Annotated in this window: 22 protein-coding genes; 13 read left to right on the forward strand and 9 right to left on the reverse strand. The window is 73.1% G+C overall.

Features of this window, described 5'->3' with window-relative positions; all coding sequences use genetic code 11:
- Positions 1 to 5 precede the first annotated feature (5 nt).
- From QOM21_RS31210 to QOM21_RS31225, 4 genes are all read left to right on the forward strand, one after another.
- A complete protein-coding gene (locus QOM21_RS31210; RefSeq protein WP_407554348.1) occupies positions 6 to 977 on the forward strand; it encodes a Zn-ribbon domain-containing OB-fold protein in 972 nt (323 codons plus the stop codon).
- Complete coding sequence (locus tag QOM21_RS31215) at positions 977 to 2,020, forward strand: thiolase domain-containing protein (protein WP_407554349.1); 1,044 nt, start codon at positions 977 to 979, stop codon at positions 2,018 to 2,020. The genes QOM21_RS31210 and QOM21_RS31215 overlap by 1 nt, the downstream gene beginning before the upstream one ends.
- Positions 2,017 to 3,183, forward strand: coding sequence for a thiolase domain-containing protein (locus QOM21_RS31220; RefSeq protein ID WP_407554350.1), 1,167 nt, complete (start codon positions 2,017 to 2,019; stop codon positions 3,181 to 3,183). The genes QOM21_RS31215 and QOM21_RS31220 overlap by 4 nt, the downstream gene beginning before the upstream one ends.
- A gap of 149 nt (positions 3,184 to 3,332) precedes the next feature.
- Positions 3,333 to 3,560 (forward strand): DUF397 domain-containing protein, encoded by a 228-nt coding sequence (locus tag QOM21_RS31225; RefSeq protein WP_393896244.1) that lies wholly within the window; start codon positions 3,333 to 3,335, stop codon positions 3,558 to 3,560.
- A 48-nt stretch (positions 3,561 to 3,608) separates the two neighbouring features.
- Here the strand turns inward: QOM21_RS31225 and QOM21_RS31230 are convergent, their stop codons facing one another.
- From QOM21_RS31230 to QOM21_RS31240, 3 genes are all read right to left on the reverse strand, one after another.
- Entirely contained in the window at positions 3,609 to 4,349 is a 741-nt protein-coding gene (locus QOM21_RS31230; protein ID WP_407554351.1) for a leucine-rich repeat domain-containing protein, read from the reverse strand.
- A gap of 69 nt (positions 4,350 to 4,418) precedes the next feature.
- Entirely contained in the window at positions 4,419 to 5,129 is a 711-nt protein-coding gene (locus QOM21_RS31235) for a maleylpyruvate isomerase family mycothiol-dependent enzyme (protein ID WP_407555934.1), read from the reverse strand.
- Positions 5,129 to 5,782 (reverse strand): pyridoxal 5'-phosphate synthase, encoded by a 654-nt coding sequence (locus tag QOM21_RS31240; RefSeq protein ID WP_407554352.1) that lies wholly within the window; start codon positions 5,780 to 5,782, stop codon positions 5,129 to 5,131. Before QOM21_RS31240 ends, QOM21_RS31235 begins: the two co-directional genes overlap by 1 nt.
- A gap of 49 nt (positions 5,783 to 5,831) precedes the next feature.
- On the opposite strand from QOM21_RS31240, the gene QOM21_RS31245 reads away from it, so the two are divergent.
- The 3 genes from QOM21_RS31245 to QOM21_RS31255 all read left to right on the forward strand — a co-directional run bounded on the left by QOM21_RS31245 (position 5,832) and on the right by QOM21_RS31255 (position 7,455).
- Positions 5,832 to 6,458, forward strand: a complete 627-nt coding sequence (locus tag QOM21_RS31245; RefSeq protein WP_407554353.1) for a CGNR zinc finger domain-containing protein — start codon at positions 5,832 to 5,834, stop codon at positions 6,456 to 6,458.
- Positions 6,448 to 6,843, forward strand: coding sequence for an ACT domain-containing protein (locus QOM21_RS31250; RefSeq protein WP_407554354.1), 396 nt, complete (start codon positions 6,448 to 6,450; stop codon positions 6,841 to 6,843). Before QOM21_RS31245 ends, QOM21_RS31250 begins: the two co-directional genes overlap by 11 nt.
- Before the next feature lie 111 nt (positions 6,844 to 6,954).
- A complete protein-coding gene (locus QOM21_RS31255; RefSeq protein WP_407554355.1) occupies positions 6,955 to 7,455 on the forward strand; it encodes a hypothetical protein in 501 nt (166 codons plus the stop codon).
- A gap of 97 nt (positions 7,456 to 7,552) precedes the next feature.
- On the opposite strand, the gene QOM21_RS31260 is transcribed toward QOM21_RS31255, so the two are convergent.
- Together QOM21_RS31260 and QOM21_RS31265 are read right to left on the reverse strand one after the other, a co-directional pair.
- Positions 7,553 to 9,562 carry an N-acetylmuramoyl-L-alanine amidase gene (locus QOM21_RS31260; RefSeq protein WP_407554356.1) on the reverse strand — a complete coding sequence of 670 codons (2,010 nt, stop codon included), beginning with the start codon at positions 9,560 to 9,562 and terminating at the stop codon, positions 7,553 to 7,555.
- 321 nt (positions 9,563 to 9,883) lie between these two features.
- On the reverse strand, positions 9,884 to 11,017 hold the full coding sequence (locus QOM21_RS31265) for an aminoglycoside phosphotransferase family protein (RefSeq protein WP_407554357.1): 1,134 nt from the start codon (positions 11,015 to 11,017) through the stop codon (positions 9,884 to 9,886).
- A gap of 286 nt (positions 11,018 to 11,303) precedes the next feature.
- On the opposite strand from QOM21_RS31265, the gene QOM21_RS31270 reads away from it, so the two are divergent.
- Complete coding sequence (locus QOM21_RS31270) at positions 11,304 to 12,839, forward strand: hypothetical protein (protein ID WP_407554358.1); 1,536 nt, start codon at positions 11,304 to 11,306, stop codon at positions 12,837 to 12,839.
- Positions 12,840 to 13,033: 194 nt separating this feature from the next.
- Here QOM21_RS31270 and QOM21_RS31275 read toward each other — a convergent pair whose 3' ends face one another.
- Positions 13,034 to 14,518 (reverse strand): PP2C family protein-serine/threonine phosphatase, encoded by a 1,485-nt coding sequence (locus tag QOM21_RS31275; protein WP_407554359.1) that lies wholly within the window; start codon positions 14,516 to 14,518, stop codon positions 13,034 to 13,036.
- Positions 14,519 to 14,841: 323 nt separating this feature from the next.
- Here QOM21_RS31275 and QOM21_RS31280 point away from each other — a divergent pair, with 323 nt between their 5' ends.
- The 4 genes from QOM21_RS31280 to QOM21_RS31295 all read left to right on the forward strand — a co-directional run bounded on the left by QOM21_RS31280 (position 14,842) and on the right by QOM21_RS31295 (position 22,573).
- On the forward strand, positions 14,842 to 16,266 hold the full coding sequence (locus tag QOM21_RS31280) for a HEAT repeat domain-containing protein (protein WP_407554360.1): 1,425 nt from the start codon (positions 14,842 to 14,844) through the stop codon (positions 16,264 to 16,266).
- A 189-nt stretch (positions 16,267 to 16,455) separates the two neighbouring features.
- Positions 16,456 to 17,583, forward strand: a complete 1,128-nt coding sequence (locus QOM21_RS31285) for a glycosyltransferase family 4 protein (RefSeq protein ID WP_407554361.1) — start codon at positions 16,456 to 16,458, stop codon at positions 17,581 to 17,583.
- Positions 17,580 to 18,857, forward strand: a complete 1,278-nt coding sequence (locus QOM21_RS31290) for a glycosyltransferase (RefSeq protein WP_407554362.1) — start codon at positions 17,580 to 17,582, stop codon at positions 18,855 to 18,857. The genes QOM21_RS31285 and QOM21_RS31290 overlap by 4 nt, the downstream gene beginning before the upstream one ends.
- Before the next feature lie 92 nt (positions 18,858 to 18,949).
- Positions 18,950 to 22,573 carry a hydantoinase B/oxoprolinase family protein gene (locus QOM21_RS31295; protein WP_407554363.1) on the forward strand — a complete coding sequence of 1,208 codons (3,624 nt, stop codon included), beginning with the start codon at positions 18,950 to 18,952 and terminating at the stop codon, positions 22,571 to 22,573.
- Here the strand turns inward: QOM21_RS31295 and QOM21_RS31300 are convergent.
- Genes QOM21_RS31300 through QOM21_RS31310 form a run of 3 tightly spaced genes read right to left on the reverse strand, consistent with a single transcriptional unit; the run spans position 22,558 to position 24,943 of the window.
- A complete protein-coding gene (locus tag QOM21_RS31300) occupies positions 22,558 to 23,481 on the reverse strand; it encodes a biotin-dependent carboxyltransferase family protein (RefSeq protein WP_407554364.1) in 924 nt (307 codons plus the stop codon). The genes QOM21_RS31295 and QOM21_RS31300 overlap by 16 nt on opposite strands.
- Positions 23,478 to 24,170, reverse strand: coding sequence for a 5-oxoprolinase subunit PxpB (pxpB, locus tag QOM21_RS31305; protein ID WP_407554365.1), 693 nt, complete (start codon positions 24,168 to 24,170; stop codon positions 23,478 to 23,480). Before pxpB ends, QOM21_RS31300 begins: the two co-directional genes overlap by 4 nt.
- A complete protein-coding gene (locus QOM21_RS31310; RefSeq protein WP_407554366.1) occupies positions 24,167 to 24,943 on the reverse strand; it encodes a LamB/YcsF family protein in 777 nt (258 codons plus the stop codon). Before QOM21_RS31310 ends, pxpB begins: the two co-directional genes overlap by 4 nt.
- Before the next feature lie 293 nt (positions 24,944 to 25,236).
- On the opposite strand from QOM21_RS31310, the gene QOM21_RS31315 reads away from it, so the two are divergent.
- Complete coding sequence (locus QOM21_RS31315; RefSeq protein WP_407554367.1) at positions 25,237 to 25,980, forward strand: GntR family transcriptional regulator; 744 nt, start codon at positions 25,237 to 25,239, stop codon at positions 25,978 to 25,980.
- Positions 25,981 to 26,021 lie beyond the last annotated feature (41 nt).

Genomic DNA, 26,021 nt, shown 5'->3' on the forward strand with positions numbered 1-26,021 from the left:
ACCGCATGTCAGAGGTCCTCACCGCACCCCTCGTCGTGGAATTCCCCTTCACCCGCTCGCTCGGGCCGGTCCAGAGCGCCTTCCTCACCGGGCTGCGCGACCGCACCGTCCTCGGCGTCCGGGCGAGCGACGGCCGGGTGATCGTGCCACCCACCGAATACGACCCGGTCACCGCGGAGGAGATCCGTGACCTGGTCGAGGTCGGCGCGACCGGCACCGTCACCACCTGGGCCTGGAACCCCGCCCCGCGCCGCGGTCAGCCGCTCGGCACCCCCTTCGCCTGGGTGCTGGTGCGGCTCGACGGCGCCGACACCGCGCTGCTGCACGCCCTGGACGCGCCGGGCCCCGACTCCGTCCGCACCGGCATGCGGGTACGCGTCCGCTGGGCCGCCGGGCGCACCGGCGCGATCACCGACATCGCCTGCTTCGAGCCTGACGACGGGACCCCGGAGAGGGACCCGGAGGGGGAGAGCGCCCAGGCAGGGGAAGCAGGGGAATCGGGAGAAGCCCCCGTCACGGGCATCACCACCCACGCCCGCCTCGACTACACCTACGCGCCGGGCCGCACCCAGTCCCGCTACCTCAAGGCGCTCGCGGAGCGCAGGACCATCGGCGAACGCTGCCCCTCCTGCCGCAAGGTCTATGTGCCGCCCCGCGGAGCCTGCCCGACCTGCGGCGTCGCCACCGACACCCAGGTCGAGGTCGGCCCACGCGGCACCGTCACCACCTACTGCATCGTCAACATCAAGGCGCGCCACAGCGCGAACGACATCGAAGTGCCCTACGTCTACGCCCATATCGCCCTGGACGGCGCCGACCTGGCCCTGCACGCGCGCATCGGCGGCATCCCCTACGACCAGGTCCGCATGGGCCTGCGCGTGGAGCCCGTTTGGACCGAGGGCGGCCGCTTCCCCGACCACTACCGCCCCACCGGCGAACCCGACGCCGACTACGACAGCTACAAGGAGCTGATCTGATGCGCGAGGTCGCCATCGTCGCCTTCGGACAGAGCGACCACGTCCGCGACAGCGCGGAGACCTCCGAGGTCGAGATGCTGATGCCGGTGCTGCACTCCGTCCTGGAGCGGACCGGACTGAAGGCCAGGGACATCGACTTCACCTGCTCCGGCTCCAGCGACTACCTCGCCGGCCGCGCCTTCTCCTTCACCATGGCCCTCGACGGCGTCGGCGCCTGGCCGCCGATCTCCGAATCCCATGTCGAGATGGACGGAGCCTGGGCGCTGTACGAGGCATGGGTGAAGATCCTCACCGGCGAGGCGGAGACCGCGCTGGTCTACGCGTACGGAAAGTCCTCGCCCGGCGACGTCCGGGAGGTCCTCACCCGCCAGCTCGACCCGTACTACGTCGCACCCCTGTGGCCCGACTCGGTGGCGCTCGCCGCCCTCCAGGCCCGCGCCCTGATCGACGCCGGACAAACCGACGAGCGGGAGCTGGCCGGGATCGCGGCCCGCAGCCGCGCCGCCGCCGAGGGCAATCCGCACGCCCAACTGCGCGGCGTGACACCCGCGGGCGAGCATCTCGTCGCGCCCCTGCGCACCGGCGACTGCCCGCCGATCGGCGACGGCGCGGCCGCGGTCATCCTCGCGGCCGGCGACACCGCCCGCCGGCTGACCGACCGCCCGGCCTGGATCCGCGGCCTCGACCACCGCATCGAGGCACACAGCCTCGGCGTCCGCGATCTCACCGACTCCCCGTCCACCCGGCTGGCCGCCGAACGGGCCGGAGTCTTCGAACGGCCCGTCGACACCGCCGAACTGCACGCACCGTTCACCTCCCAGGAGGTCGTGCTGCGCCGCGCCCTCGCCCTCGACGACTCCGTCCGCGTCAACCCGTCCGGCGGCGCGCTCGCCGCCAACCCCGTCATGGCCACCGGGCTGATCCGCCTCGGCGAGGCCGCCGCCCGGATCCAGCGCGGCGAGTCCGACCGCGCCCTCGCGCACGCCACCTCGGGGCCGTGCCTGCAGCAGAACCTGGTCGCCGTTCTGGAGGGGGAGTCATGAGCAAGGAGCCCGTGGCCGTGGTCGGCATCGGCCAGACCAAGCACGTCGCCGCCCGCCGCGATGTCTCGATCGCCGGTCTCGTCCGGGAGGCGGCCCGTAACGCCCTGGACGACGCCCGACTGACCTGGGCGGACATCGACGCGGTGGTGATCGGCAAGGCCCCGGACTTCTTCGAGGGCGTGATGATGCCGGAGCTGTACCTCGCCGACGCGCTGGGCGCCGTCGGCAAACCGATGCTGCGGGTGCACACCGCGGGCTCGGTCGGCGGCTCCACCGCCCTGGTCGCCGCCAACCTCGTCGCCGCCCGGGTCCACACCACCGTCCTCACCCTCGCCTTCGAAAAGCAGTCCGAGTCCAACGCGATGTGGGGCCTCTCCCTTCCGGTCCCCTTCCAGCAGCCGCTGCTGGCCGGCGCCGGCGGCTTCTTCGCCCCGCACGTCCGCGCCTACATGCGGCGTACCGGGGCCCCGGACACCGTCGGCTCCCTCGTCGCCTACAAGGACCGCCGCAACGCCCTCAAGAACCCCTGGGCCCACCTCCACGAGCAGGACATCACGCTGGAGAAGGTCCAGTCCTCGCCGATGCTCTGGGACCCCATCCGGTACTCCGAGACCTGCCCCTCCTCCGACGGCGCCTGCGCGATGATCCTCACCGACCGGGCCGGAGCCGCCCGCGCACCGCACCCGCCCGCCTGGGTGCACGGCGGGGCGATGCGCAGCGAGCCCACGCTCTTCGCGGGCAAGGACTTCGTCTCCCCGCAGGCCGGCAAGGACTGCGCCGCCGACGTCTACCGGCAGGCCGGGATCACCGACCCGCGCCGCGAGATCGACGCGGTCGAGATGTATGTGCCCTTCTCCTGGTACGAGCCGATGTGGCTGGAGAACCTCGGCTTCGCCGCGGAGGGGGAGGGCTGGAAGCTCACCGAGTCCGGCGTCACGGAACTGGACGGCGACCTGCCGGTCAACCCCTCCGGCGGGGTGCTGTCCACCAACCCGATCGGCGCCTCCGGAATGATCCGCTTCGCGGAGGCGGCGCTCCAGGTACGCGGTCAGGCCGGGGAACACCAGGTCGACGGCGCCCGGCGAGCCTTGGGGCACGCCTACGGCGGCGGGGCCCAGTTCTTCTCGATGTGGCTGGTGGGCGCCGAGCCGCCGGCCGGGTGACGCCCTCCGGGGGCGGGCGCGAGGCCCCGGCGCGCCCCTCCCCGAGCGGCCGCACCACCTCCTCGCGCCGCACCCTGTCCGTCACCGGAGGCAGTGGTTAGGCTGACCGCGGACGACGAACCGGGAGGAGTGCGGCCGTGGCCGACAGCATGACCGAGGAGCGGCTCGTGGGCGGGCCCAGGCCCGAACTCGACCTGACGCACGCCCAGTGGCAGTCGAGCAGCCGGGGCGTGGGCGATGTCGAGGTCGCCTTCGTCGAAGGGTTCATCGCGATGCGCAACCGCCGCAACCCGGAGATCCCCGCGGTGATCTTCGCCCCCGCCGAGTGGCGCGCGTTCGTCGTCGGCGCCCGCGACGGCGAGTTCGACCTCACGTAGACGGGCCGCGCGGCAGCCGGGCCACTGCGGGGCGGGGGCACCGCGCTCTCACGTGAGCACCACGCACCCCCGCTCGCGCAGTGCCGCGACCGGCTCCGACGCGTCGTCCACGGCGTTCCACCGCAGGTCCAGCTTCTCCAGGGACGGCAGCTCGCCGATCCATGACGGCAGCTCCTCGATCCGGTTGCCCCGCAGGTCGATCCTGCGCAGCAGCGGCAGTGCGCGCAGCGCCTCGGGGACCCGCGGCAGGGCGTTGTCCCGCAGCTCCAGGAGCCGCAGTTCGCCCAGGGCGCCGACGCCTTCCGGCAGGTCCGTCAGGGCGTTGCCGCCGAGCCACAGCTCCCGTACGAGGGAGAGCTGCCCCACCGAGTCCGGAAGAGCGCTCAACTCCGCTGTCTGCGCCCGGAGTTCCACAAGGCCGGCCATCGCGCCGAGCGCCTCGGGCAGCCGGCCGAGAGGATTGTGGCCGACATTGAGGTAGCCGAGCCGGTCCAGGGCGCAGAGCGCGCCGGGCAGCCGGGTGAGCCGGTTGTCGTGCAGGTAGAGATACCGCGTCAGCCCGTGCAGCTCGCCGATCTCGTCGGGTACGGCGCGCAGGGCGTTGTGCCCGAGGTCGAGGGTGTGCAGCGCGCGGAGCCGGCCGAGCACCGCCGGGATCTCGGTCAGGTCGTTGTCGGCCAGGATCAGCACTTCCCAGTCGTCGCGCCGCCAGATCTCGGGCGGCACCGACGACAGCCCCGCCTTCCAGAGATTGACCGTCAACGGTGGCGTGGGCCGGCTCTTCGGCATCGGGAAGCTCTCTGTCGTGGGGCGGAGTCGGGGCCGGCCGGGTGTGGCGGCCCGGCCGGCCTGCTGGTGCTACGGCCAGTCGAGCAGCTCGGGCAGCGGGGCGCGTGCGTCCGCACGGCGGCAGTCGAGTGGTCGGTGCCCGTCACGGCCCGCCAGCCAGGCCGTGAGAGCGCTGAGCGGCCCGCGGACCGTGACCGTCGGCGCGGTGCCGGGCCCGTACGAGCGCGAGAACGTCTCGTCAGTGGCCTCCAGGACGAGGCGCGACTCCCGCGGCGCACGGGGAGCCAGGAAATCCATGAGGTGCAGGCACAGTTCCCGCGGCCAGTCCTGCGGGCCGGGTCCGAGCCGGGCGTCCGCCGTGTGGATCTCCAACTCCCGCCACCAGCACAGCAACGCCGTGCGCAGATCGCCGTCGCGGTAGCGCACCGGGCGTGACCAGTCGGCCGGTCCGACCGCCGACCAGGTCGCCGCCGCCTCGGCCAGGGCGTCGCCGACGGCCCGCCGGAGAGCGGCCGCATCGCGTACCGCCCCTGCCTCGATGGCGGCGGTACGCGCCGGCCGTCCGCCGTCGTACGGCTCGATCAGCTCGCCGCGCAGTGCGTAGCGGGCCTGCCGCGCCATGGCCAGTGCGATGCCTTCGATGTGGGAGAGGACATGGGCGCGCGACCAGCCGGGCAATGCGCCGGGCTCGCGTACGTTCCGGTCCGTCAGGCCCGGGAGCAGGGCGAGCAGCCGGGCATGGCCGGCCCCGATGCGGTCACGCACGTCGTCCTGGGACATCACGGCCACAGCAGCTCCTTGGTCCAGCGCGATGACGTGCGGCGGTAGGCGAGCCTGGTGTGATTGCGGTCGTTCGCGCCCTGCCAGAACTCCACCGATCGGGCCTGAACGGTGTAGAGCGTCCACCCGGGTGCGACCAGACCGGGCTCCCGGGCGAGCCGGGCCGCCGACTCGGCCACCGCGGCGTCCCGCTGGGCGAGATCCGCGAGGGGTTCGCCCTGCCGGCCCAGCAGCGCCTCGGCGCGCGCGTCGGCGCCCCGGGCGAGGAAGTCCGCGGCCGCGCGCTCCGCGCTCTCCCGCACCACCGGGCCGCGGACGCGTACCTGCCGGGCCAGCGGCTGCCAATAGAAGGTCAGGGCGGCGTACGGACACTCCGACAGCTCCCGCCCCTTGGCGCTGCCGCTGTCCGCGGCGAAGCGCCAGCCGTCGGTGTCGATGTCCTTGAGGATCAGTGTGCGGGCCGAAGGAAGGCCGTCGGCATCGGCTGTCGAGAGCGTCATCGCATGCGGCTCCGGCACCTGCGCCCGTATGGCGCCGAGCAGCCATGCGGTGAACAGCTCCACCGGGTCGTCGGGCGTGTCCGATGGATCGAACGTCGGCAGCTCACCCCCGAAAACCGTTAGACCGCGCAGCAGTTGTCGTACCTCGGCCATGACGCCCCCTCAGGTGTTAATGGTTAATCGGGACGCTACCATTAGCGTCATGACCGCCACACGGCTCGCACTCGATCTCGCCGTCACCCTCCGCCACGACGGTCAGGGCGGGGTTGCCGACGACCTGGCCGATACGGCAGGGCTCACCGCATGGGTGCGCGATCGCGCCACCCTGCTGGACTGCGGCGCCCACCCCGGCACCATGGACCCGGCGCTGCTCGATACGGTGCGCGAGCTGCGCGCCGCCGTCCGTGCCCTGTTCGCACGTGCCGTCCTTCCGGGGCCGCCGAGCCGCGCCGACGACCGGCGGCTGCTCCCCGAAGGCGAGGCCATCAGCCGGCTGAACGCCGCCGCGGCCCGGGTCGCGACGGTGCAGGAGTTCACCTGGGCGCCGGGCGCTTCGCCCGAGGTACGGCTACGGCCGACCGGGGACCCCTCGGCCGCCGACCGGCTCACCGCCGCGCTCGCCCGCGCCGCGATCACCTTCCTCCAGGGCCCCGAGCGCGAACTGCTGCGGGCCTGTCCCGCCCCGCGCTGCGTGCGCTACTTCGTCAAGGAGCACGCCCGGCAGGAGTGGTGCGCCCCCTCCTGCGGCAACCGCGCCCGGGTGGCCCGCCACCACGAACGCCGCAGGTCCGCGCAGGGCGGCCGTAGTGTGGAGCCCCATGAGCGGTGAAAGCGATCTGCGGCTGTTGCTGAGCGGCATGCGGCCCCGGCTGAACGAAGGACGCTACGTCTTCACGACCGTTCCCGGCACGGCTCCCGAGGGCCTGACCCCGGTCGTCACCGTCGCCGAGCAGGAGGGGCTCACCCTCGTCGCCCGCCAGGAGGAGGCCGACCACGCCGGCCTGGCGTACGACTACGTCGCGGCGTGGATCACGCTGCGGGTGCACTCCGCGCTGGACGCCGTCGGCCTGACCGCCGCCGTCGCCACCGAACTCGCCGCCGCGGGACTCAGCTGCAACGTCATCGCCGGCTTCCACCACGACCATCTCTTCGTGCCGCACGAGGCGGCCCAGGAAGCGCTCCGCCGGCTCACCACCCTCGCCGACCGGTCGTGAGAGACGGAGCGCCCGACCGTCCGCGGGCGCCCTCCGGGCCCTGGGCGCACCGGTCGATGCCGATGCCGACGTCGGCGCGGCGAGCCGGGCCCGGCCACGTACGATGGCGGCATGTCCTTCCTCCGCCGCCGCAGCGCAGCCACGCCCGCCGGGCCTGACTTCGACGTCCTCGCCATGGACCCCGGGGACTGGCCTGGCAACCTCGGAGCCGGGCTGCTGCCCGCCCCCGACGGAAGCTGCCAGGGCGTCTTCCTCCGCTACGACCTGTTCGGCGGCCGCGGTCCCGCGATGATCATCGGCAACCTGCCGGAGGGCTCCCCGGCCCGTGAGCTGGACGACGACCAGGTGCCCTTCGAGGTGGCGCAGCTGCTGGCGGCGCTCGGCAACGACGAGCCCGTGATGGTCGTCGAGACCGAGGACACCCCCGTGATGCACGAGGACAACCTGCTGATCGTCAAGCGGATCAAGTGCTCCGAGAGCCGGATCTCCTGCGCCCAGTTCGACCGCAGCGACGGGGTGCTGGTCACCATCGCCAGCTGGGACCGGCCGATCACCGACGACCTCTACGCCCTCCTCAAGCCGCTGCCGGCGGAGCTCTTCCAGCAGAGCTGACCCCGGCGCGTACGGGAGCGGACACACCTCGCGCCCGGTGGACGGTCCGCCGTCCACCGGGCGCGAGGTCTTTCACCCCACCGGGGCGCGCCGCTGCCTACTCCTGGCCGGCCCCTCGGACGTCGACATCCGCCGCCCGGACGTAGCCGACCCGGTGCCCGAGCTGGATCTCGTAGTACACGTCCTTGCCGCGCACGATCGCGTGCTTGGTGACGTCGAACGTCGGGGCGTAGAAGTACTCGCCCCTCATCCGCTCACCGACGACGTATTCCTGCCCCGCGGCCAGCTTGTAGGGCAGCGGCGACACGGTCTGGACCGGGACACCGGCCGGATAGGCCTCCTTCTCCGGATACGCCCGGCCGTAGACCGGGATCTCCGCCGAGCCGTTCTTCGGCGTGACGACCCGGCCCCTGGCGGGCACCGCCGTCGGCTGTCCTGCCGGGTTGTGGAACCACGCCTTCTGCCCGAGGTACCAGATCGCCGTCCAGTCGCCGGAGCGGCCCGCCACCGCGAACTGCTGCCCCGTCGTGGCACGGGCCCCGGTGTCGTTGACGCCGGTCGTCGAGTCCGCGCCGTCCGGGTGCAGCCCGATGTCCTTCACCAGCGGTGCGTTCCCGCTCGGTCCGGTGTGCAGCCGTACCGCCGCGGAACCGTGCGGGGCGCAGGGCTCACCGGCCTTCTCGCAGCCGGTGTAGACCGGCTGGTTGCGGTCGTAGTCGGGGCGGATGGTCACCACGCCGTCCTTGGCGCTGCCGGTGGACCGGAACGGCTTGCCCAGGAGGGAGAAGTAGTGCTGCCAGTCCCAGTACGGCCCCGGGTCGGTGTGCATCCCCTTGATCGTCGAGGTCGTCGTGCCGGGCACGGTGTCATGGCCCAGGATGTGCTGGCGGTCCAGCGGCACGTCGTACTTGCGCGACAGGTACTTCACCAGGCGCGCCGACGTGCGGTACATCGCCTCGGTGTACCAGGCGTCGGGCGCGGCGAGGAATCCTTCGTGCTCGATGCCGACGGAGTGCGAGTTGATGTACCAGTTGCCCGCGTGCCAGGCGACGTCCTTGGTCGGGACGTGCTGGGCGATCAGCCCGTCCGAGGACCGGATCGTGTAGTGCCAGGACACATACGCCGGGTCCTTGATCAACTTCAGCGTGGTCTCCCAGGACCCCTCGGTGTCGTGGATGACGATCGCGTCGACACGCTGGTCCTTCGGCCGGTCGGCCTTGTCGTGGTTGCCGTAGTCGCCGTCCCCGAACTCCTCGTACGGCGCCGGAACCGACTCGCAGGCGACACTCGCCGGGCACTCCGGCCGGGCCTTGCCGCCTTCCGACGCCTGCTGCGAGGAGGCGGTGCCCATGCCGAGACGTTTCTCCTGGGTGCCTACCGTCAGCGACGGCATGGCGGCCAGCGTGATGCGCTGTCCGGTGTCGGTGGTCCGCGCCAGGCCCCGGCGCATCACGTCGAACACCTCGTCGGCGAAGGCGGTGCCGGCCCTCGCGTTGTCCTCACCGGCATAGCGGGCGACCGCCGGGTACCACGCGGCCGGGTCGGAACTGCGGGCCGGCCCCAGCTTGCGCTGCTCCGCGGCCAGCAGCGCGGCGCCGCCGAGCACATTCGCCACCGGGTCCGTGCGCAGCTTCTCGGCCGACAGCCCGGTCAGCTTCGCCGCCGCGAGCAGGGTCCGCAGCCGCGCCGGCAGATCCCGGGGCACCACCGCGCCCTGTGCGGCCCGCACCGTTCGCCGGGTGCGTGAGCCGTCGCCGCGCGCGTCCTCGGCGTGGTCACCGAACCTCGGCGTTCGTGCGAGGGCGGTGCGGGCGTCCGTCAGGTGCATCGGGCCGTAGCCCCCGGAGACGCTGGGCGCGCCGCCGTGACTGTCCCACCGGGACTCCAGGTAGGAGACGCCGAGCAGCACACTGCGCGGCACGTGGAAGCGCGCGGCGGCGTCGGTGAAGGCGCGGTCCAAGGCATCGGGACGAGGCTGTCCGGCGCTCTCGGAGGGTGTGGCCGAGACCAGCGGCAACAGGAGCGCCGCGGCGGCGACGGCGGTGGCGGACCTCCGCAGGGCGGAGCGGGGAGTTCTCTTGACGTCCTTGGGGGCGGATCCTCGCAAAACAGCCTCCTCGAGCCGGCCCGAGCCGGGGCGGTGTGACGATGGGTGCGCAAACGGCCGTGCGGGGCGGGACCCGACACAAGAGCCCCTCTGGGGCTTAGGGGTATCGGTTCGCCGACGATCCGTCAATCATCGAACACGATCGGAATTTTGCATGTCAGGGCGTATCCCGAGGAGCCTTCCCGGTCCGGACGGCGGGCCTGCGGGGCGTCAGTGGAATGGACCAATCTCCGACCGCGAACCGGGGAGCGCGAGAACCTGCGCACATGGGTGAGCGGCGCGCCCATGACGGGTGCGCCGCTCACATTCCCCCCTCGGCGGTCAGCGCGTGCCGACCGCCGCCCTCACCGCACGACGCGCCATCTGGCAGTCGTCGTGCAGCCGGCGGAGGAGCAGCCGCTGCTCCTCGCCCGCCGCGAGCACCCCGGGCTGTCCCGGACCCGGTGTCCCCGTCGGCGTGGGTTCGCGCATGGTGCGCTGGACCGCGGTCTCGTAGCGCCGGATCTCGCGGGTCAGCACCAGCATCAGATTCACCAGGAACGCGTCCCGCGAGGCCGGTCCGGCCGCCTGGGCGAGCTGACTGATCTGACGGCGCGCCACGGGAGCGTCACCCAGCACCGACCACAGCGTCGCGAGGTCGTACCCCGGCAGATACCAGCCGGCGTTGTCCCAGTCCAGGAGCACCGGCCCTGCGGGCGAGAGCAGCACGTTGTTCAGCAGGGCGTCGCCGTGGCAGAACTGGCCCTGGGTGTGCGACAGGCCGTGCAGCAGTTTCTGCAGGTCGCCCAGGTCCCGGTCGGTCAGCAGCCCCAGGTCGTGGTACCGGCCGATGCGGCCCGCGTAGTCCAGCGGGGCGTCGAAGAGCCCGGCCGGCGGACGCCAGAGGTTGATCCGGCAGATCGCGCCGAGCGCGGCCCGTACGTCCGCGCGGGGAGGCGCTTCGGACGGGTGCCGCGCCGCGGCCGCGATCCGGCCCGGCATACGCTCCACGACCAGGGTGCAGTTGTCGGGATCGGCCGCCACGAGCCGCGGCACCCGTACCGGCGGACGATGCCGGACGAACGCGCGGTAAGCAGCTATTTCCTGCCGGAAGCTCTCCGCCCACGCCGGGGACTGGTCCAGTAAACACTTAGCGACCGCGGTCGTCCGGCCCGTCGTACCCACCAGGAGGACCGATCTGCCGCTGCGGCGAAGCACCTGGACCGGGTTGAACTCCGGACAGATGCGGTGCACCGAGGCGACGGCGGCGCGCAGCTGGGCGCCCTGGGGACCGGACAAGTCGAGTCTCCCGCTGAGCGGTTGGCCCCCCGTCCCCTGTGCCCGCCGGGCACGGCCGCCGGCGAGACCGGTGACCGCCCCCGCGGCAGGGGAGGGGTCGAGGTACGGCCCGCTGCCGGAGGGGCGGGGGCGGTACTGCCGGACGGGGGCGGTCACGGCGGACGATGCTGCATACATGGGTGAGACAGATCCCTTCGTGCGCCGACGAGTTGCGTGCGCTCCCCGGCCCGGTGGTGAGAACCCGTTGAACGGGCCCCGTGCAGGAGGCCGATCCAGGGTCCCTGTGAAGGGCACGCACCCTGGGGAATGCGGTCCCGCCACCGGGCCGGGGGCTGCACATCTACAGAACACGCGGGCGCGGGTGGCAGACCATCTGGCGCACCCTGGCGAACCCTGGCGAATGGTCGCAGCCCACGTCACGGGCCGTTACTGTCAACTCAGTCGAGGAACCTGGGGGCTTGACGTGGACAGGGAGCCGAACACCCGTCTCGCGGACCTTTTCGGCCTGGCCGGATGGTCCAAGGGAGAACTGGCAAGACTGGTCAACCGGCATGCGGCGGCCATGGGTCATCCGCAGCTGGCGACCGACACCTCGCGAGTGCGGCGCTGGATCGACATGGGGGAGACCCCCCGCGATCCGGTGCCCAAGGTCCTGGCTTCCCTCTTCACCGAGCGACTCGGCCGTGTCGTAACCATCGAGGACCTCGGGTTCGCAAGAACCGGTCGCTCGGGGAAACGGCAGGCCATGGACGGTCTGCCGTGGGCACCCGAACGGACCGCCGCGGTCCTCACGGAATTCACGGGAATGGACCTCATGCTCAACCGACGCGGCTTGGTGGGTGCGGGCGCGGCGCTCGCCGCGGGCTCCGCACTCACCGGCGCCATGTACGACTGGCTGCACACCGACCCGGCTCCGACCTCGAACGCCGCTCCCCACGACGCGTTCGCCGCCGACTCCCTGGAGGACCTCGACCAGATCGGCCTCGACCGCTACGAGGCGGCGCCCGTGGGGTCGCAGGAGATCGACGCCCTGGAGCGGTCGGTGGAGGTGTTCCGCGCCTGGGACGCCGCCCGCGGTGGCGGACTGCAGCGCAAGGCGGTGGTCGGCCAGCTCAACGAGGTCGGCGGCATGCTCGCCTATCGCCACCCCGATCATCTGCAGCGCAGGCTGTGGGGGGTGGCGGCGAATCTGGCGGTGCTGGCCGGCTGGATGTCCCACGACGTGGGTCTGGAGCCCACCGCCCAGAAGTACTTCATCATCGCCGCCCATGCGGCGCGCGAGGGCGGCGACCGGCCGCGGGCCGGCGAGGCGCTCTCCCGGGCCGCCCGTCAGATGGTGCACCTCGGCCGCCCCGATGACGCTCTGGATCTGATGAAGCTGGCGAAGTCCGGTTCCGGCGAGGAGACCCTGCCGCGCACCCGCGCCATGCTGCACACCATCGAGGCCTGGGCGCAGGCGTCCAAGGGGCACGGCCAGGCGATGCGCCGCACCCTGGGCGAGGCGGAGGAACTGTTCGTCTCCGACAAGGGCGATGTGCCACCCCCCAGTTGGATGCAGATGTTCGACGAGGCGGATCTGCACGGCATGCAGGCGCTGGCGTTCCGTACGCTCGCCGACCACGACCCGTCGGCCGCCCGCATCGCCCAGCAGCACGCCAAGCAGGCCCTCCGACTGCGGGAGAACGGCCGCCAGCGGTCACAGATCTTCGACTACATCTCCCTGGCCTCGGCATGCTTCATCGGCAACGACCCCGAACAGGCCGACCGCTACGCCAGGTTGGCACTGGTGTCCATCGGCGAGAACAGCTCCCACCGCACCTGGGACCGGCTGCGTGAGATGTTCCGGCTCACCGGGCAGTACGCGAACTTCGCCAAGATCCAGGACCTGCGCGAGGAGATCCAGCATGTCCTGCCCAAGGAGAAGAGCAAGCCCAAGGGCAAGGGCTCCGGTCTCGCGCCGGGCCTCGGGGCGGAACTCGGCCGGAAGTTCTCGGTCTGAGCGGTCCGAGCTCCCTCGGCCCGGCACCACGGCTGACGACAGCGCTGACGACAGCGCTGACGACAGTTCATCTGCGGGCCCAGCCGGCTCAGCGCCGGCCGGTCCTCGCTACGCGGCGCTGCCGGAGCCGGCCGGATCGCCGGTCTCGACCCTGCCGGTGTCCACGCTGCTGCCGGAGTCGGCGGTGGGGTGTGTCAGTCGCCGATCCTGGCGATCAGGACGCACGCGTCGTCCTCACGCTCGGTGCTGCCGAACTCCTCGACGACGATGCGGACGCTGTCCTGCGCGCTGCGGGCCACAGCGAACCGCGGAGCGAGTGCGAGGAGCCGCTCGGCGCCCTCGTGGGCGCTGTCCGTGGTGGGCGTACGGCGCGGTACGAGGCCGTCGGTGTGGAGGACGAGCAGATCGCCCGGCTCCAGCTGCTCGGTGCACTGGGCGTAGCTCGCGCCCGTGGTCGCCCCGAGCAGGACGCCCTCGGGCGGGTTCAGCGCGCGCCCCGTGCCGCCGCGGAAGAGGAGCGGCGCGGGGTGCCCGGCCTGGGCCCATTCCAGCCGGCGGGTGGCGGGGTCGAAGTGGGCGCACAGCGCGCTGCCCAGGGCGGGCTGCGCGGTGGTGTCCAGGAGCTGATTGAGGAAGCCGAGCAGCGGTCCCGGCTGCTGGCCCGTGACGGCCATTCCGCGCAGCGCGCCGAGCATCATCGCCATCCCCGAAGTGGCGGCGACGCCGTGACCGGTGAGATCGCCGACGCTCAACAGCGTTTTGCCGTCGGGGAGTTGGAGTGCGTCATACCAGTCGCCGCCGATCAGGGCGCTGGTACCGGACGGGAGATAGCGGCCCGCGAGGTCCAGGGTTGCCGGGCCGCCCTGCGGGAAGTGCAGGGAGTCACGCCACGGCGGGAGAACGGCCTCCTGAAGCTCCACCGCGATGCGGTGCTCGGTCTGCGCGATCTGCCGCTGGCGCTGGAGCGAGTCACCGGTCTCGCGCACCGCCTGCTGGCTGCGGCGCAGCTCGCTGACGTCCCGCAGCACGGCCCACATGCAGGCGGTACTGCCGTCGGCGTCGAGCACCGGCTCGCCGACCATGTGCACCGTTCGGATGTCGGAGTCCGGACGCACGATGCGGAATTCACCGTCGATCGGCCGGCCGTCCACCAGACAGTCCGTGACCATCGCGGCCAGCCGCTCCTGGTCCTCGGCGAGGATCAGCGACGGCAGCTCGTCGAGCGTCAGCGGGCCGTCGGAGGGCTGCCTGCCGAACATCGCGAACAGCTCGTCGGACCAGCTGACCTCGTCGGTGAGGAGGTTCCACTCGGCGCTGCCGACCCGGCGCAGCAGCGAGCCGCGCTCGTGCGGCTCGGACTCGGGCGGCGCGACCGGCAGCCCGGGGTGCGGAGTGCCGCCGTCGTCGTACGCGAGCTCGTCACAGTCGGCGGGCAGGCCCTCTCTCAGCTGGTCGAGATGCCCGCCGAGGTCATCGAGGTGGTGGACGGCGAGGTCGCACAGGGCCCGCTGCCAGCGCAGCTGGGGATCGGCCGTGGCGACATCGGCATCCGGCGACGACTCCCGGCGCACGGCGTCGAGGCCACCGCGCAGGCGGCGGGCCTGCGTGATGAGTGCCTCGACCGTGTCCCGCTCGGGAGGCCGGTCGGCTGGATGGTCCGCGAAGAGAGGGGACGGCATGACGTACTCCGTGATCAGGCGGCGCCGGGGCCAGGTCTGACAGAAGGGCCGGTAACGACTGTTGCACAGGCTGCGACTGTCCGTAAGGGATTTGGCATTACCCGATACGGTGGTGCAGCTGGCATATGCCCCAGGCCTTCCTGGCGCAACCCTGGGGCGAATCGGCGGAATGACAGCTTCCAGGCTAGGCTGCGGCCGCCGTACAGCAGTCATGCCCGCCGATCCACGGTGGGAACGACGCATACGGCCCGCGGTCACCGGCAAGAATGCCGGTCAGCGGAAATCCCGTTGCCAGCCTGCCCCCCGCACCGGATGCTGACCTCATGTTCGATCCAGACATAGCGCCCAGTGGCACCCTCCTCGGCCTCCTCCAGCGAGGCCGCGGCGACGGGACCCTGCATGCCCTCGCGGCGCCGCGGGCCGAGGCGCTCGCGGAACTCAACACCTGCGTGCTGCGTGACCCCCGGCGCGACTGGCAGGTGGAGAACCGCTCGCTCTACTACGCACGCCTCTACATGCAGCTCGACGGCGGGCTCGAAGAGATCGAACGGCACCTCTTCCACTCCGACGACCGCATCGACACCGGCGAGGAGCGCACCGGACTCGCCCTGTCCGTACTGGGCCACCTCGCCTCCTACGGCCGGGACGCCGCCCGCCTGCTGCTGCGCAGCTACGCCGCGGTCGGCAGCAACTGGCGCTGGGCTCTGGACGAGCTCGCGCTGCGTGACGACGACGCCGGGCTGATGACGCTGGCCCCCGCGGTCCTCGCGCGCTTCCCGGAGACGGCGGAGGGCGAGACGGAGCTGGCCGCCGCCGTCCGTGACGCCTTCGAGCCCCGGCCCTGGCGGCTCTGGGCCGAGGACGCGCGCTACGCCGCTCGTCTGGCCGCCGCGGGGGAGCAGGGCTCCTTCGACCGATGGCAGCGGCAGCTGCGGCCTCGTGGGCCGCGCCCCGGCTGGAGCGTGACCGAGGTGTTGCAGTGGGCCCAGCAGGGCCTCGACCTGCACTCGGAAGAGCACCGGCACGCCGCCGCGGCGCGTTGCCTGTCCGCCGTCGCGGGTCCGGAGGACCGCCCCGAACTTTTGGGGGCCGCGCGTGGCGGGCCGGACGCCGCCCGAGCCGCCGCTCTCCACCACCTCGCCGAGCGTGGTGACCCCGATGTGCTCGACCTGATCGAGCTCGCGGTCGTCGACCCGCTCTCCGGCGGCGTGCTGATGTCGGCCGCACTTGCCGCCTTCGAGCGTATGTGCAGTGTGGCCGCCGTCGAGCGGGCCCGGATCTGGGCCCGGCGGGCGGATCGCCTGGGGGCGTCCGCCGCCGCGATGCTCGCCCGCCGCGGCGCCAAGCGCGACAGCGAGCTGGTGCTGGCCGCGCTGCGCAGGACCGTGCGCGAGGAGGGACCGGACGCGGACCGCCTGTGGGAGCTCGTCGACGGGGCCGGCCGCCTGGGCGTCGCCTGCGCCGCCCCCGTATTGCGTCACGTCTACCGCGAGACCTCCTCCTCCCACCTGCGCGGCCGGGCCGCCGGCGCGCTGGCGGCCGCCGACCCGGGATTCGCGGCCGGGTTCGCCGTCGAATGCCTGTGGGACTGTGAGGAGACCACCCGCGAACTGGCCGCCCGGCATGCCGCGACCGGCGACGACCGGGTCGTGGAGCAGCTCCGGCGCCTCGCCGCGGACCCCGCCGAGGAGGCCGAGGTCCAGACGGCCGTGCGGGCCAGATTCGGACCGGACGCCTCGGCGGTATGAGCCGGCTGGGCCGCGTCCGGGCCGGAACGGCCCTCTGAACGGTCCGTACGAAGCGTTCGGCCGCCCGTACGGACCGTCCGCCGTGACAGGACGGCCCGGGGCGGCCTGGAGCGGAACGCTCATGGGGTGTTATCCGGTTGGAAAGATCCCTTTGGTGCTGCCCACGCACGGTGCGTCGACAACAGCGGTATGCGAGTCGTCATCGTCACCGAATCCTTCCCGCCCGATGTCAACGGCGTCGCCCGCTGCGCCCTGGAGACCGCCCGCCATCTCGTCCGGCGCGGCCACGATCCGCTCGTCATCGCGCCGTTCGGCGGCTCCGGACCGGTCGGCGGCGATCTCGACGGCCCGTGCGCCGTCGTACGGGTGCCGTCGATGCCGCTGCCCGGCTATCCCCAGGTGCGGATCGCGCTCCCGGGGCGCCGGCTGTCCGCGGCGCTCGACGGGCACCGGCCCGACCTGGTGCACCTCGCCGGCCCCTTCGTCCTGGGCGCGCGGGGTATGGCGGCGGCCGCCCGGCGCAGGCTGCCCACCATCGCCGTCTACCAGACCGACCTGGGCAGTTACGCCCGTACCTACCTCGGGGGCGGTGGAGCCACGGCGTGGCGGCGGCTCCGTTCGGTGCACTCCGCCGCGGACCGCACCCTCGCGCCCTCCAGCGCCGCGCTGCGGGAGCTGACCGAGCGTGGCGTGCCGCGCGTGAGGTTGTGGCCGCGTGGGGTCGATTCCGCGCGCTTCCACCCGGGGCGGCGGGACGCGGTGCTGCGCAGCTCGCTGGCCGCGGGGCGGAAGCTGCTGGTGGGGTATGTGGGGCGGCTGGCGCCCGAGAAGGAGGTGCGGCTGCTGGCCGAGACCTCGCGGCTGCCCGGGGTGCGGACCGTCGTCATCGGGGACGGGCCCAGCGCGGCCGGTCTGCGTGCCTCTCTGCCCGAGGTGCGCTTCCTGGGCCGCCGCACCGGCGACGAACTCGCCCGTCTTTACGCCTCGTTGGATGTCTTCGTCCACACCGGCCCCTACGAGACCTTCTGCCAGACCGTGCAGGAGGCGATGGCCTCCGGTGTGCCCGTGGTCGCGCCGCGTGCCGGCGGCCCGCTCGATCTGGTGGACCACGGCCGCACCGGGCTGCTGGTGACGCCGGGTGACGGAGGGGCCTTCCGGGACGCGGTGCGGCGGTTGGCGGAGGGCACCGAAACGCGCATCCGGTTCGGCGCCGCCGCCCGCAGGGCCGTCGAGGACCGCACCTGGGAGGTGGTGGGCGATCAACTCCTCGGCCACTACGACGAGGTGCTCGCCGGCAGGACGGCGGTGGCGGCATGAGCGCGCGACGGGACACCGCGGCGGCTCCCTGGACGCCGTCGCTCGGCGGGACCGGGCTGCGCATCGTACGGATCGCCAACTTCATCGCCCCGGCCTCCGGCGGACTGCGCACCGCGCTGCGCGAACTCGGCGCCGGTTACCGGGCCGCCGGGCACGAGCCGGTCCTCATCCTGCCAGGACCGCCGACGGCCGGCAGGGGAACGGGAGAGGCGCTCGGCCTGCCGGACCTCGGGATCCGGTCCGAACACACCGAGCAGGGGCGGGTGATCACCGTTCCGGCGCCGGTGCTGCCCGGGACCGGCGGCTACCGCGTACTGACCGACCGCCGCAGCCTCCAGCTCCTGCTCCGGGCGCTGCGACCCGACCGGCTGGAGGTCTCCGACCGTACGACGCTGCGCTGGACGGGCGAATGGGCGCGGCGGGCCAGGGTGCCCTCGGTGATGGTCTCGCACGAGAGCGTCGACGGGGTGCTGCGGACCTGGGGAGTGCCGCGTTCCGTGGCACGGTCCACCGCGGACCGGCTGAACTCCCGTACGGCGCATGCCTACAGCCGGGTGGTGTGCACGACCGAGTGGGCGGCGGCCGAGTTCACCAGGGTCGGGGCGCGCAATGTGGTGCTCGCGCCGCTCGGCGTCGACCTCGCGGCCTGGCATCCCGGATGCCTGAGCACCGCGTTGCGGCAGCACTGCGCCGGGCGTGCCGCCGTGCTGCTGGTGCTGTGTTCGCGGCTGTCGCCGGAGAAGCGGCCCGGACGCGCTCTGGACACGCTGGCCGAACTGCGCCGGCGCGGTGTCGACGCGGCGCTGGTCGTGGCCGGAGACGGGCCGCTGCGCGCCCGGTTGGAGGCCCGGGCACGGGCCGAGCGGCTGCCCGCGGCGTTCCTGGGGCATCTCGCCGACCGCGCCCGGCTCGCGGCGCTCCAGGCGAGCGCCGATGTCGCCCTCGCCCCCGGTCCTGCCGAGACCTTCGGGCTCGCGGCCCTGGAGGCGCTCGCGTGCGGCACCCCGGTTGTCGTCAGCGCGTCCTCGGCGCTCGCCGGTCTGGTCGGCGGTGGCGGCGACACCGCGCTCGACGACGGGCCGTCCTTCGCCGACGCGGTCCAGCGTGTGATGGCGCGGCCCGAACCCGCTCGCCGCGCGGCCGCTCGCCAACGGGCCGAGGGCTACGGCTGGCGGCCCGCCGTCGACGCCTTCCTGGCGGCCCATGACGCTCCGGTGGATCGGCAGGGCGTGGAAGCGGGGCCGGCCGGGCTCCCCTACCCGAGCGGGTGGTGACGCGCGGCGCGGGCCGGCGGCCGCTTCGCCCCGGTCGGCGGGTCACCCGGACAGGGCCTGGCCCGAGGCGGGCGCGCTGGGACAATGGCCGGATGACCGGACGCTGGGAGTTCTGGATCGACCGCGGTGGCACCTTCACGGACGTCGTCGGCAGGCGGCCGGACGGCAGGCTGGTCACCGGCAAGCTGCTCTCGCACCACCCCGAGCGCTATCGGGACGCCGCGGTGGCGGGCATCCGGATGATGCTGGGGCTGGGCCCTGACGAGCCGGTGCCCGCCGATCTGGTCTCCGTCGTCAAGATGGGCACCACCGTCGCCACCAACGCGCTGCTGGAACGCAAGGGCGAGCCGACGGTGCTGCTCACCACCGCGGGGTTCCGCGACGCCCTGCGCATCGCCTACCAGAACCGGCCGCGCATCTTCGACCGGCGGATCGTGCTGCCGGAGGCGCTGTACGACCGGGTGATCGAGGTGCCGGAGCGGGTGGACGCGCACGGCACGGTCGTGCGGCCCCTGGACACCGACGAGGTGCGCGGGGCGCTGGCCGGCGCCCGCGCGGACGGGCTGCGCAGCGCGGCCGTCGTGCTGCTGCACGGCTACCGCCACGCCGACCACGAGAAGGCGGTCGCCGAGCTGGCCAGGAGCGCCGGATTCACGCAGGTGAGCTGTTCGCACGAGGTCAGTCCGCTGATGAAGCTGGTGCCGCGCGGGGACACCACCGTCGTCGACGCCTATCTCTCGCCGATCCTGGGCCGCTACGTCGACGAGATCGCCGCGCAACTCCCCGGAATCCGGCTGATGTTCATGCAGTCCAACGGCGGGCTGCGGCAGGCCGCCCACTTCCGCGGCAAGGACGCGGTGCTGTCCGGGCCCGCCGGCGGGGTCGTCGGCATGGTCCGGGCCGCCGCCGAGGCGGGCCCCGGTCACGACCGGGTGATCGGCTTCGACATGGGCGGGACCTCCACCGATGTCTCGCACTACGCCGGTGAGTTCGAGCGGGTCTTCGGCAGCGAGGTCGCCGGGGTGCGGATGCGTGCCCCGATGATGAACATCCACACCGTCGCGGCGGGCGGCGGCTCGGTGCTGCACTTCGACGGCCGCCGCTACCGCGTCGGCCCCGACTCCGCCGGTGCGGACCCCGGTCCCGCCTGCTACCGGCGGGGCGGCCCGCTCACCGTGACGGACGCCAACGTGATGCTGGGCCGCATCCAGCCGGAGCACTTCCCGGCGGTGTTCGGTCCGGACGGCGACCTGCCGCTGGACGACGAGGTGGTGCGTACCCGTTTCGCGGAGCTGGCCGACGAGGCCGCGCGGGCGGTGGGCGACGACCGCGGCCCCGAGGAGGTCGCCGCGGGGTTCCTGGACATCGCCGTGCTCAACATGGCCAACGCGGTCAAGAAGATCTCCGTCCAGCGCGGCCACGACATCACCCGCTACGCCCTCACCACTTTCGGAGGCGCGGGCGGCCAGCACGCCTGCGCGGTCGCCGACGCGCTGGGGATCGACACCGTCCTCGTCCCGCCGCTCGCGGGGGTGCTCTCCGCGTACGGCATCGGGGTCGCCGACGCCACCGCGATGCGGGAGCAGGCGGTCGAGGCGGAGTTCGACGACGCCGACGCCCTCGCACGGGTGCGGGAGGTCTGCGACACGCTCGCCGAGCAGACCCGCGGGGAACTCCTCGACGACGGCGTGCCGTCCGGCAGCATCACCACCCGGGCGCGGGTGCTCGTGCGGTACGCCGGGACGGACTCCACCATCGGCGTGCCCCTGGCCGACGCCGGGACGATGACGGACGCGTTCCTCCGCGCGCACCGCCTGCGGTACGCCTTCACCATGGACAAGCCGCTGATCGCCGAGGCGGTGTCGGTCGAGGCGCTCGGGGCGGCGGGCGGCGCGGCCGGGCACGAGGCGGGGCCGGCCGCCCGGGAGGGCGCGTTGCGGCCCGTGGCCACGGTCCGGATGTACGCCCGGGGCCGCCGCCAGGACACCGGCCTGTACCGGCGTGCCGGCCTGCTTCCGGGCGACACCCTCACCGGCCCGGCGATCATCGCCGAGGAGGACGCGACGACGGTCCTCGATCCGGGCTGGCAGGCGGCCATGGGCGAGCGGGGGCATCTGCTGCTCACCCGTGCAGAGCCACGCCCCGGCCGGGTCGCGGTCGGCACCGAGGCGGACCCGGTGATGCTGGAGGTCTTCAACAGCCTCTTCATGGCCATCGCCGAGCAGATGGGGGTCCGTCTGGAGCACACCGCGCACTCCGTCAACATCAAGGAACGCCTCGACTTCTCCTGCGCGCTCTTCGACGCCGACGGCAATCTCATCGCCAATGCCCCGCACATCCCCGTACACCTCGGCTCCATGGGCGAATCCATCAAGGAGGTGCTCCGACGCCGCGCCGGCGCGATGCGTCCAGGCGATGTGTACGCGATCAACGACCCGTACCACGGCGGCACGCACCTGCCCGATGTCACCGTCGTCACCCCCGTCTTCGACGCGCCGTCCGGCGACGCCGCGGAGGACCCACAGCTGCTGTTCCTGGTGGCATCCCGCGGCCACCACGCCGAGATCGGCGGCATCACGCCGGGGTCGATGCCCGCCTTCAGCCGCACCGTTCAGGAGGAGGGCATCCTCTTCGACAACTGGCTGCTGGTGCGCGACGGGAAGCTGCGCGAGCAGGAGACCCGCGAACTGCTCGCCTCCGGCCCCTACCCCTCCCGCGCGCCGGATGCCAACGTCGCCGATCTGCGGGCACAGATCGCCGCCAACGAAAAGGGCATCGAGGAACTGCGGCGGATGACCGGGCAGTTCGGGCTCGATGTCGTCCGGGCCTATATGGGACACGTCCAGGACAACGCCGAGGAGTCGGTGCGGCGGATCATCGCGGAGCTGTCCGACGGCTCCTACCGCTACGAGACCGACAGCGGCGCGGAGATCAACGTCGCGCTGAGCGTCGACCGCGCGGCCCGCAGCGCCGTACTGGACTTCGCCGGTACCTCACCGCAGCAGCCCGGCAACGCCAACGCCCCCAGCTCGGTGGTGATGGCCGCGGTGCTCTATGTCTTCCGCACCCTGGTCGCCGAGGAGATCCCCCTCAACAGCGGCTGCCTCAAGCCCCTGACGGTCCGCATCCCGGAGGGCTCGATGCTGGCCCCGGTCTTTCCCGCGGCCACGGTCGCGGGAAATGTGGAGACCTCCCAGGCGGTCACCGGTGCGCTGTACGCCGCGCTGGGCATCCAGGCGGAGGGCTCGGGCACGATGAACAACGTCACCTTCGGCAACGACCGTGTGCAGTACTACGAGACGGTGGCCTCGGGCTCGGGCGCCGGCGACGGCTTCGACGGCGCGGACGCGGTGCAGACCCATATGACCAACTCCCGGCTGACCGACCCCGAAGTGCTCGAATGGCGCTACCCGGTCCGTGTCGACAGCTTCGCCATCCGCGCGGGCAGCGGTGGCGCCGGCCGCAGGCACGGCGGCTGCGGCGTCGAACGCCGGCTGCGCTTCCTCGAACCGATGACCATCGCGCTGCTCACCAACCACCGCCGGGTGCCGCCCTACGGCATGGCGGGCGGCGACCCGGGTGCCCTCGGCGACAACTCCGTCGAGCGGGCGGACGGCTCCACGCAGCAGCTGCAGGGCTGTGACACGGCGGAGGTCGGCGTGGACGACGTACTGGTGCTGCGGACGCCGGGGGGCGGTGGCTACGGGGCGGGCTGAGCCGGTCGCGCGCGCAGGCCGGCGCCGCGGGCCTGAGCCGCCACCGGCCGGCGCAGCACGAAGCGCACCGGCGTCCCTGGTACGGCCTGGGCCGCGGGAGCCAGATAGCGCTCCGGAACGACACCGATGACCGGGTAGCCGCCGGTGGTGGGATGGTCGTGCAGGAAGAGCACCGGCAGGCCGTCGGGTGGGATCTGGAGGGCGCCCAACGGCATTCCCTCGCTGGGGAGTTCACCGGTCCTGGCGCGTTCCAGCGGCGGCCCTTCGGTGCGCAGGCCGATGCGGTTGCTCGCGGGGGAGACCCGGAATCGCCCGGTGGTGAGGGTGTGCATTCCCGTGTCGGTGAACCAGTCGTCGCGCGGGCCCGGGACGAACGGCAGCAGCAGCTCCCGCACGGGGCCGGGATGCGGGACGGCGTCGGCCCCGGCGGGCGGGCCGCAGGCACGGCCGAGGGGCAGCACCGCGCCGTCGGTGAGCGGCTCGGTGCCCAGACCGGAGAGGAGATCGGCGGCGCGGCTGCCGAGCACGGGTTCGGTGGTGACGCCGCCGGCGAAGGCGAGGTAGGAGCGCAGGCCGTGGGTGGCCGGGCCCGCGTCGAGGACAGTGCCCGCAGGCACCAGGACCGGAGCGCCCCAGGGGGCGGGCCGGCCGTCGATCGTCACCGGGCAGGGGGCGCCGGTGACGGCGACGGTGGTGGCGGTGCGGAGCCGGACGGCGCATCCGGTGAGCGTCGTCTCCAGGGTCGCGGCCGACTCCGGATTGCCCACGAGCCGGTTGGCGAGCCGGTGCGCGGGCTCGTCGAGGGCGCCGGCGCGGGGCACCCCGAGGTGCGCGTTGCCGGGCCTGCCGAGGTCCTGGACGGTGGTGAGCGCTCCCGCCCGGGCCACCGAGAAGGCGCGGTCGGTCATCGGGCGCTCTCCTCGACGCGGGGGCTGCCGTCCCGGGACGACGCGTCGCGCGCGGCGGGGACGGAGCGGTCGCGGACCTCCTGCGGCACGAACCGGACCTGGGTGCCGGGCGCGAAGAGCGCCGCGGGCTCCCGCCGCGGGTCCCACAGAACGGCGTCGGTGGTGCCGATCAGCTGCCAGCCACCGGGGGAGGAGCGGGGGTAGACGCCGGTGTACGGGCCGGCCAGCGCGACCGAGCCGACCGGGACCTTCGTCCGGGGGGTGGCCCGGCGGGGTACGTGGAGCGGCTCGGGCAGGCCGGTCAGATAGCCGAAGCCGGGGGCGAAGCCGCAGAAGGCGACACGGAAGGTTGTCGCGGAGTGCAGACGCACCACCTCGTCCTCGGTGACGCCCCACAGCGCGGCGACCTCGGCGAGGTCGGGACCGTCGTAGCGGATCGGGATCTCCACCGCGGGGCGGTCGCCCGTGGTGAGTGCGGGGATGTCCCAGGCGGCGAGTTCCGCGGTGAGGCCGCGGGGGTCGTCGAGCCCGTCCAGCAGGACCGTCCGGGCGGCCGGCACGATCTCGCGCACCGGCGGGAGGGTTCCGGCGGCGGCCCGGCGCAGCAGTTCGGCGTGCAGCGCCTCGACCTCCTCGGCGGAGTCCAGTTCGATGAGGAGCCCGTGCTCCCCGACGGGCAGCGGCCTCATACGAAGCTCCGCACGAGCACGCCGGCCGCGGCCAGTTCGGACCGGACACGGCGGGCGAGCGCCGCGGCGCCCGGGGTGTCGCCGTGCAGGCAGAGGGAGCGGGCGGCGATCTCGACGGGCCGGCCGTCCAGCGAGGTGACGGCGCCGTCGAGGGCCATGCCCAGGGCGCGCTTGACGACCTCGTCCGGGTCGTGGATCACGGCGCCCGCCTCGCGGCGGGGCACGAGGGTGCCCTCGGCGGTATAGGCCCGGTCGGCGAAAGCCTCGCCGACGACGGGCAGTCCGGCCCGCAGGGCGGCCTCGTGCAGCCGGGAGCCGGTCAGCCCGAGGACCGGCAGGGCACCCCCCGCGGTGGACACGCCCTTGATGACGGCGGCGGCCTGCTCCTCGTCGTGCACACAGCGGTTGTAGAGCGCGCCGTGCGGCTTGACGTAACCGACGCGGGCTCCGGCGGCGCGCGCGAAGACCTCCAACGCGCCGATCTGGTAAGCGATTTCGTCGGCCAGCTCGTCGGGCGGTACGTCCATCGCGCGGCGGCCGAAGCCGGCCAGGTCGCGGTAGGAGACCTGGGCGCCGATGACGACACCGCGCTCGGCGGACAGTTCGCACACCCGCCGCATGGTGCTCGGGTCGCCGGCGTGGAAGCCGCAGGCGACGTTGGCGCTGGTGACCGTGGACAGCAGGGCGTCGTCGTCGGTGAGCTGCCAGCGGCCGAAGCCTTCCCCGAGGTCGGCGTTCAGGTCGATGACGGAGGGGGCCACCGCGTCGCTCATATGTGTCCGTTCCAAGGGTGCTCGGTGCCGATGGTGCGCGCTGCGTGCAGGGCGGCGGTCCGATTGCGGGCGGGGGCGGGCGGGAGCTTCGGGGCCGGCCGGCCCGTATCCGTAGTGGCTCTCCCCCGAGGCACTCGAGCCGACCGGCGTTGCGCTCCAACGTAAAGGATCGTTGAACGATCCGACAAGAGGTGTGTTGTCTCCTTCCCGTATCTGGGGTTGACTTCCTACGAAAATGACGGTCGGAGGGGCCTCGAACGGGTGGTCCGGGGCGGGCGAGAGCGGGGAGCGGCATGACCGGCGGAGTGACGAAGAACGATCGGCGAAGGCTCGCCGAGGTCTCGGGCCTGGAGGCGGACCGCGCCCTGCTCGGGCGGGCCGGCACCGCCGAGCGGGTGGCCGACATCCTGCGGGACAGGATCGCCGAGGGCTATTTCCCGCCCGGCGCCCGGCTGTCGGAGGAGAGCATCGGCGGCGCGCTCGGTGTCTCCCGCAACACCCTGCGGGAGGCCTTCAGGCTGCTGACCCATGAGCGGCTGCTGGTGCACGAACTCAACCGCGGGGTCTTCGTCCGCATGGTGACGGTCGAGGACCTCGACGACATCTACCGCGTGCGCACGCTGGTGGAGTGCGCGGCGGTGCGCCGCCTGGGCAGCGAGCTCAAGGGGGGCGATGCGGCAGCCGCGGTGGGCGGTGTGGCGGCCGCCGTGGAGGCGGGGGAGGCCGCCTCGGTGAACCGGTCCTGGCAGGATCTCGCGACCGCCAACATCCGCTTCCACCAGGCGATCGTGGCCCTCGCCGACAGCCCGCGCACGGACGAGCTGATGCGCGGGGTGCTGGCAGAGCTGCGGCTGGTCTTCCATGTCATGGACGACCCCCGCCGCTTCCACGCGCCCTATCTGACCCGCAACCGCCAGATCCTGGAGGCGCTGCAGTCCGGCGCCGTCACCGAGGCCGAGGAGCTGCTGGCCTCGTATCTGGAGGACTCGCGAAGCCAGCTGTCGGGGGCGTACGCACAGCGCATCGCGGAGGGGTGAGTTTCACCCCCGCACACCCCTTGTCGGATCGTTCAACAATC

The organism is Streptomyces sp. Pv4-95 (genome assembly GCF_045782725.1).
In the GTDB taxonomy this organism is placed as follows: domain Bacteria; phylum Actinomycetota; class Actinomycetes; order Streptomycetales; family Streptomycetaceae; genus Streptomyces.

Coding starts and splice junctions, on each gene's coding strand:
- QOM21_RS31210 (WP_407554348.1), top strand. CDS start 6: ATGTCAGAGGTCCTCACCGCACCCCTCGTCGTGGAATTCCCCTTCACC.
- QOM21_RS31215 (WP_407554349.1), top strand. CDS start 977: ATGCGCGAGGTCGCCATCGTCGCCTTCGGACAGAGCGACCACGTCCGC.
- QOM21_RS31220 (WP_407554350.1), top strand. CDS start 2,017: ATGAGCAAGGAGCCCGTGGCCGTGGTCGGCATCGGCCAGACCAAGCAC.
- QOM21_RS31225 (WP_393896244.1), top strand. CDS start 3,333: ATGACCGAGGAGCGGCTCGTGGGCGGGCCCAGGCCCGAACTCGACCTG.
- QOM21_RS31230 (WP_407554351.1), bottom strand. CDS start 4,349: ATGCCGAAGAGCCGGCCCACGCCACCGTTGACGGTCAATCTCTGGAAG.
- QOM21_RS31235 (WP_407555934.1), bottom strand. CDS start 5,129: ATGTCCCAGGACGACGTGCGTGACCGCATCGGGGCCGGCCATGCCCGG.
- QOM21_RS31240 (WP_407554352.1), bottom strand. CDS start 5,782: ATGGCCGAGGTACGACAACTGCTGCGCGGTCTAACGGTTTTCGGGGGT.
- QOM21_RS31245 (WP_407554353.1), top strand. CDS start 5,832: ATGACCGCCACACGGCTCGCACTCGATCTCGCCGTCACCCTCCGCCAC.
- QOM21_RS31250 (WP_407554354.1), top strand. CDS start 6,448: ATGAGCGGTGAAAGCGATCTGCGGCTGTTGCTGAGCGGCATGCGGCCC.
- QOM21_RS31255 (WP_407554355.1), top strand. CDS start 6,955: ATGTCCTTCCTCCGCCGCCGCAGCGCAGCCACGCCCGCCGGGCCTGAC.
- QOM21_RS31265 (WP_407554357.1), bottom strand. CDS start 11,017: ATGTATGCAGCATCGTCCGCCGTGACCGCCCCCGTCCGGCAGTACCGC.
- QOM21_RS31275 (WP_407554359.1), bottom strand. CDS start 14,518: ATGCCGTCCCCTCTCTTCGCGGACCATCCAGCCGACCGGCCTCCCGAG.
- QOM21_RS31280 (WP_407554360.1), top strand. CDS start 14,842: ATGTTCGATCCAGACATAGCGCCCAGTGGCACCCTCCTCGGCCTCCTC.
- QOM21_RS31285 (WP_407554361.1), top strand. CDS start 16,456: ATGCGAGTCGTCATCGTCACCGAATCCTTCCCGCCCGATGTCAACGGC.
- QOM21_RS31290 (WP_407554362.1), top strand. CDS start 17,580: ATGAGCGCGCGACGGGACACCGCGGCGGCTCCCTGGACGCCGTCGCTC.
- QOM21_RS31295 (WP_407554363.1), top strand. CDS start 18,950: ATGACCGGACGCTGGGAGTTCTGGATCGACCGCGGTGGCACCTTCACG.
- QOM21_RS31300 (WP_407554364.1), bottom strand. CDS start 23,481: ATGACCGACCGCGCCTTCTCGGTGGCCCGGGCGGGAGCGCTCACCACC.
- pxpB (WP_407554365.1), bottom strand. CDS start 24,170: ATGAGGCCGCTGCCCGTCGGGGAGCACGGGCTCCTCATCGAACTGGAC.
- QOM21_RS31310 (WP_407554366.1), bottom strand. CDS start 24,943: ATGAGCGACGCGGTGGCCCCCTCCGTCATCGACCTGAACGCCGACCTC.
- QOM21_RS31315 (WP_407554367.1), top strand. CDS start 25,237: ATGACCGGCGGAGTGACGAAGAACGATCGGCGAAGGCTCGCCGAGGTC.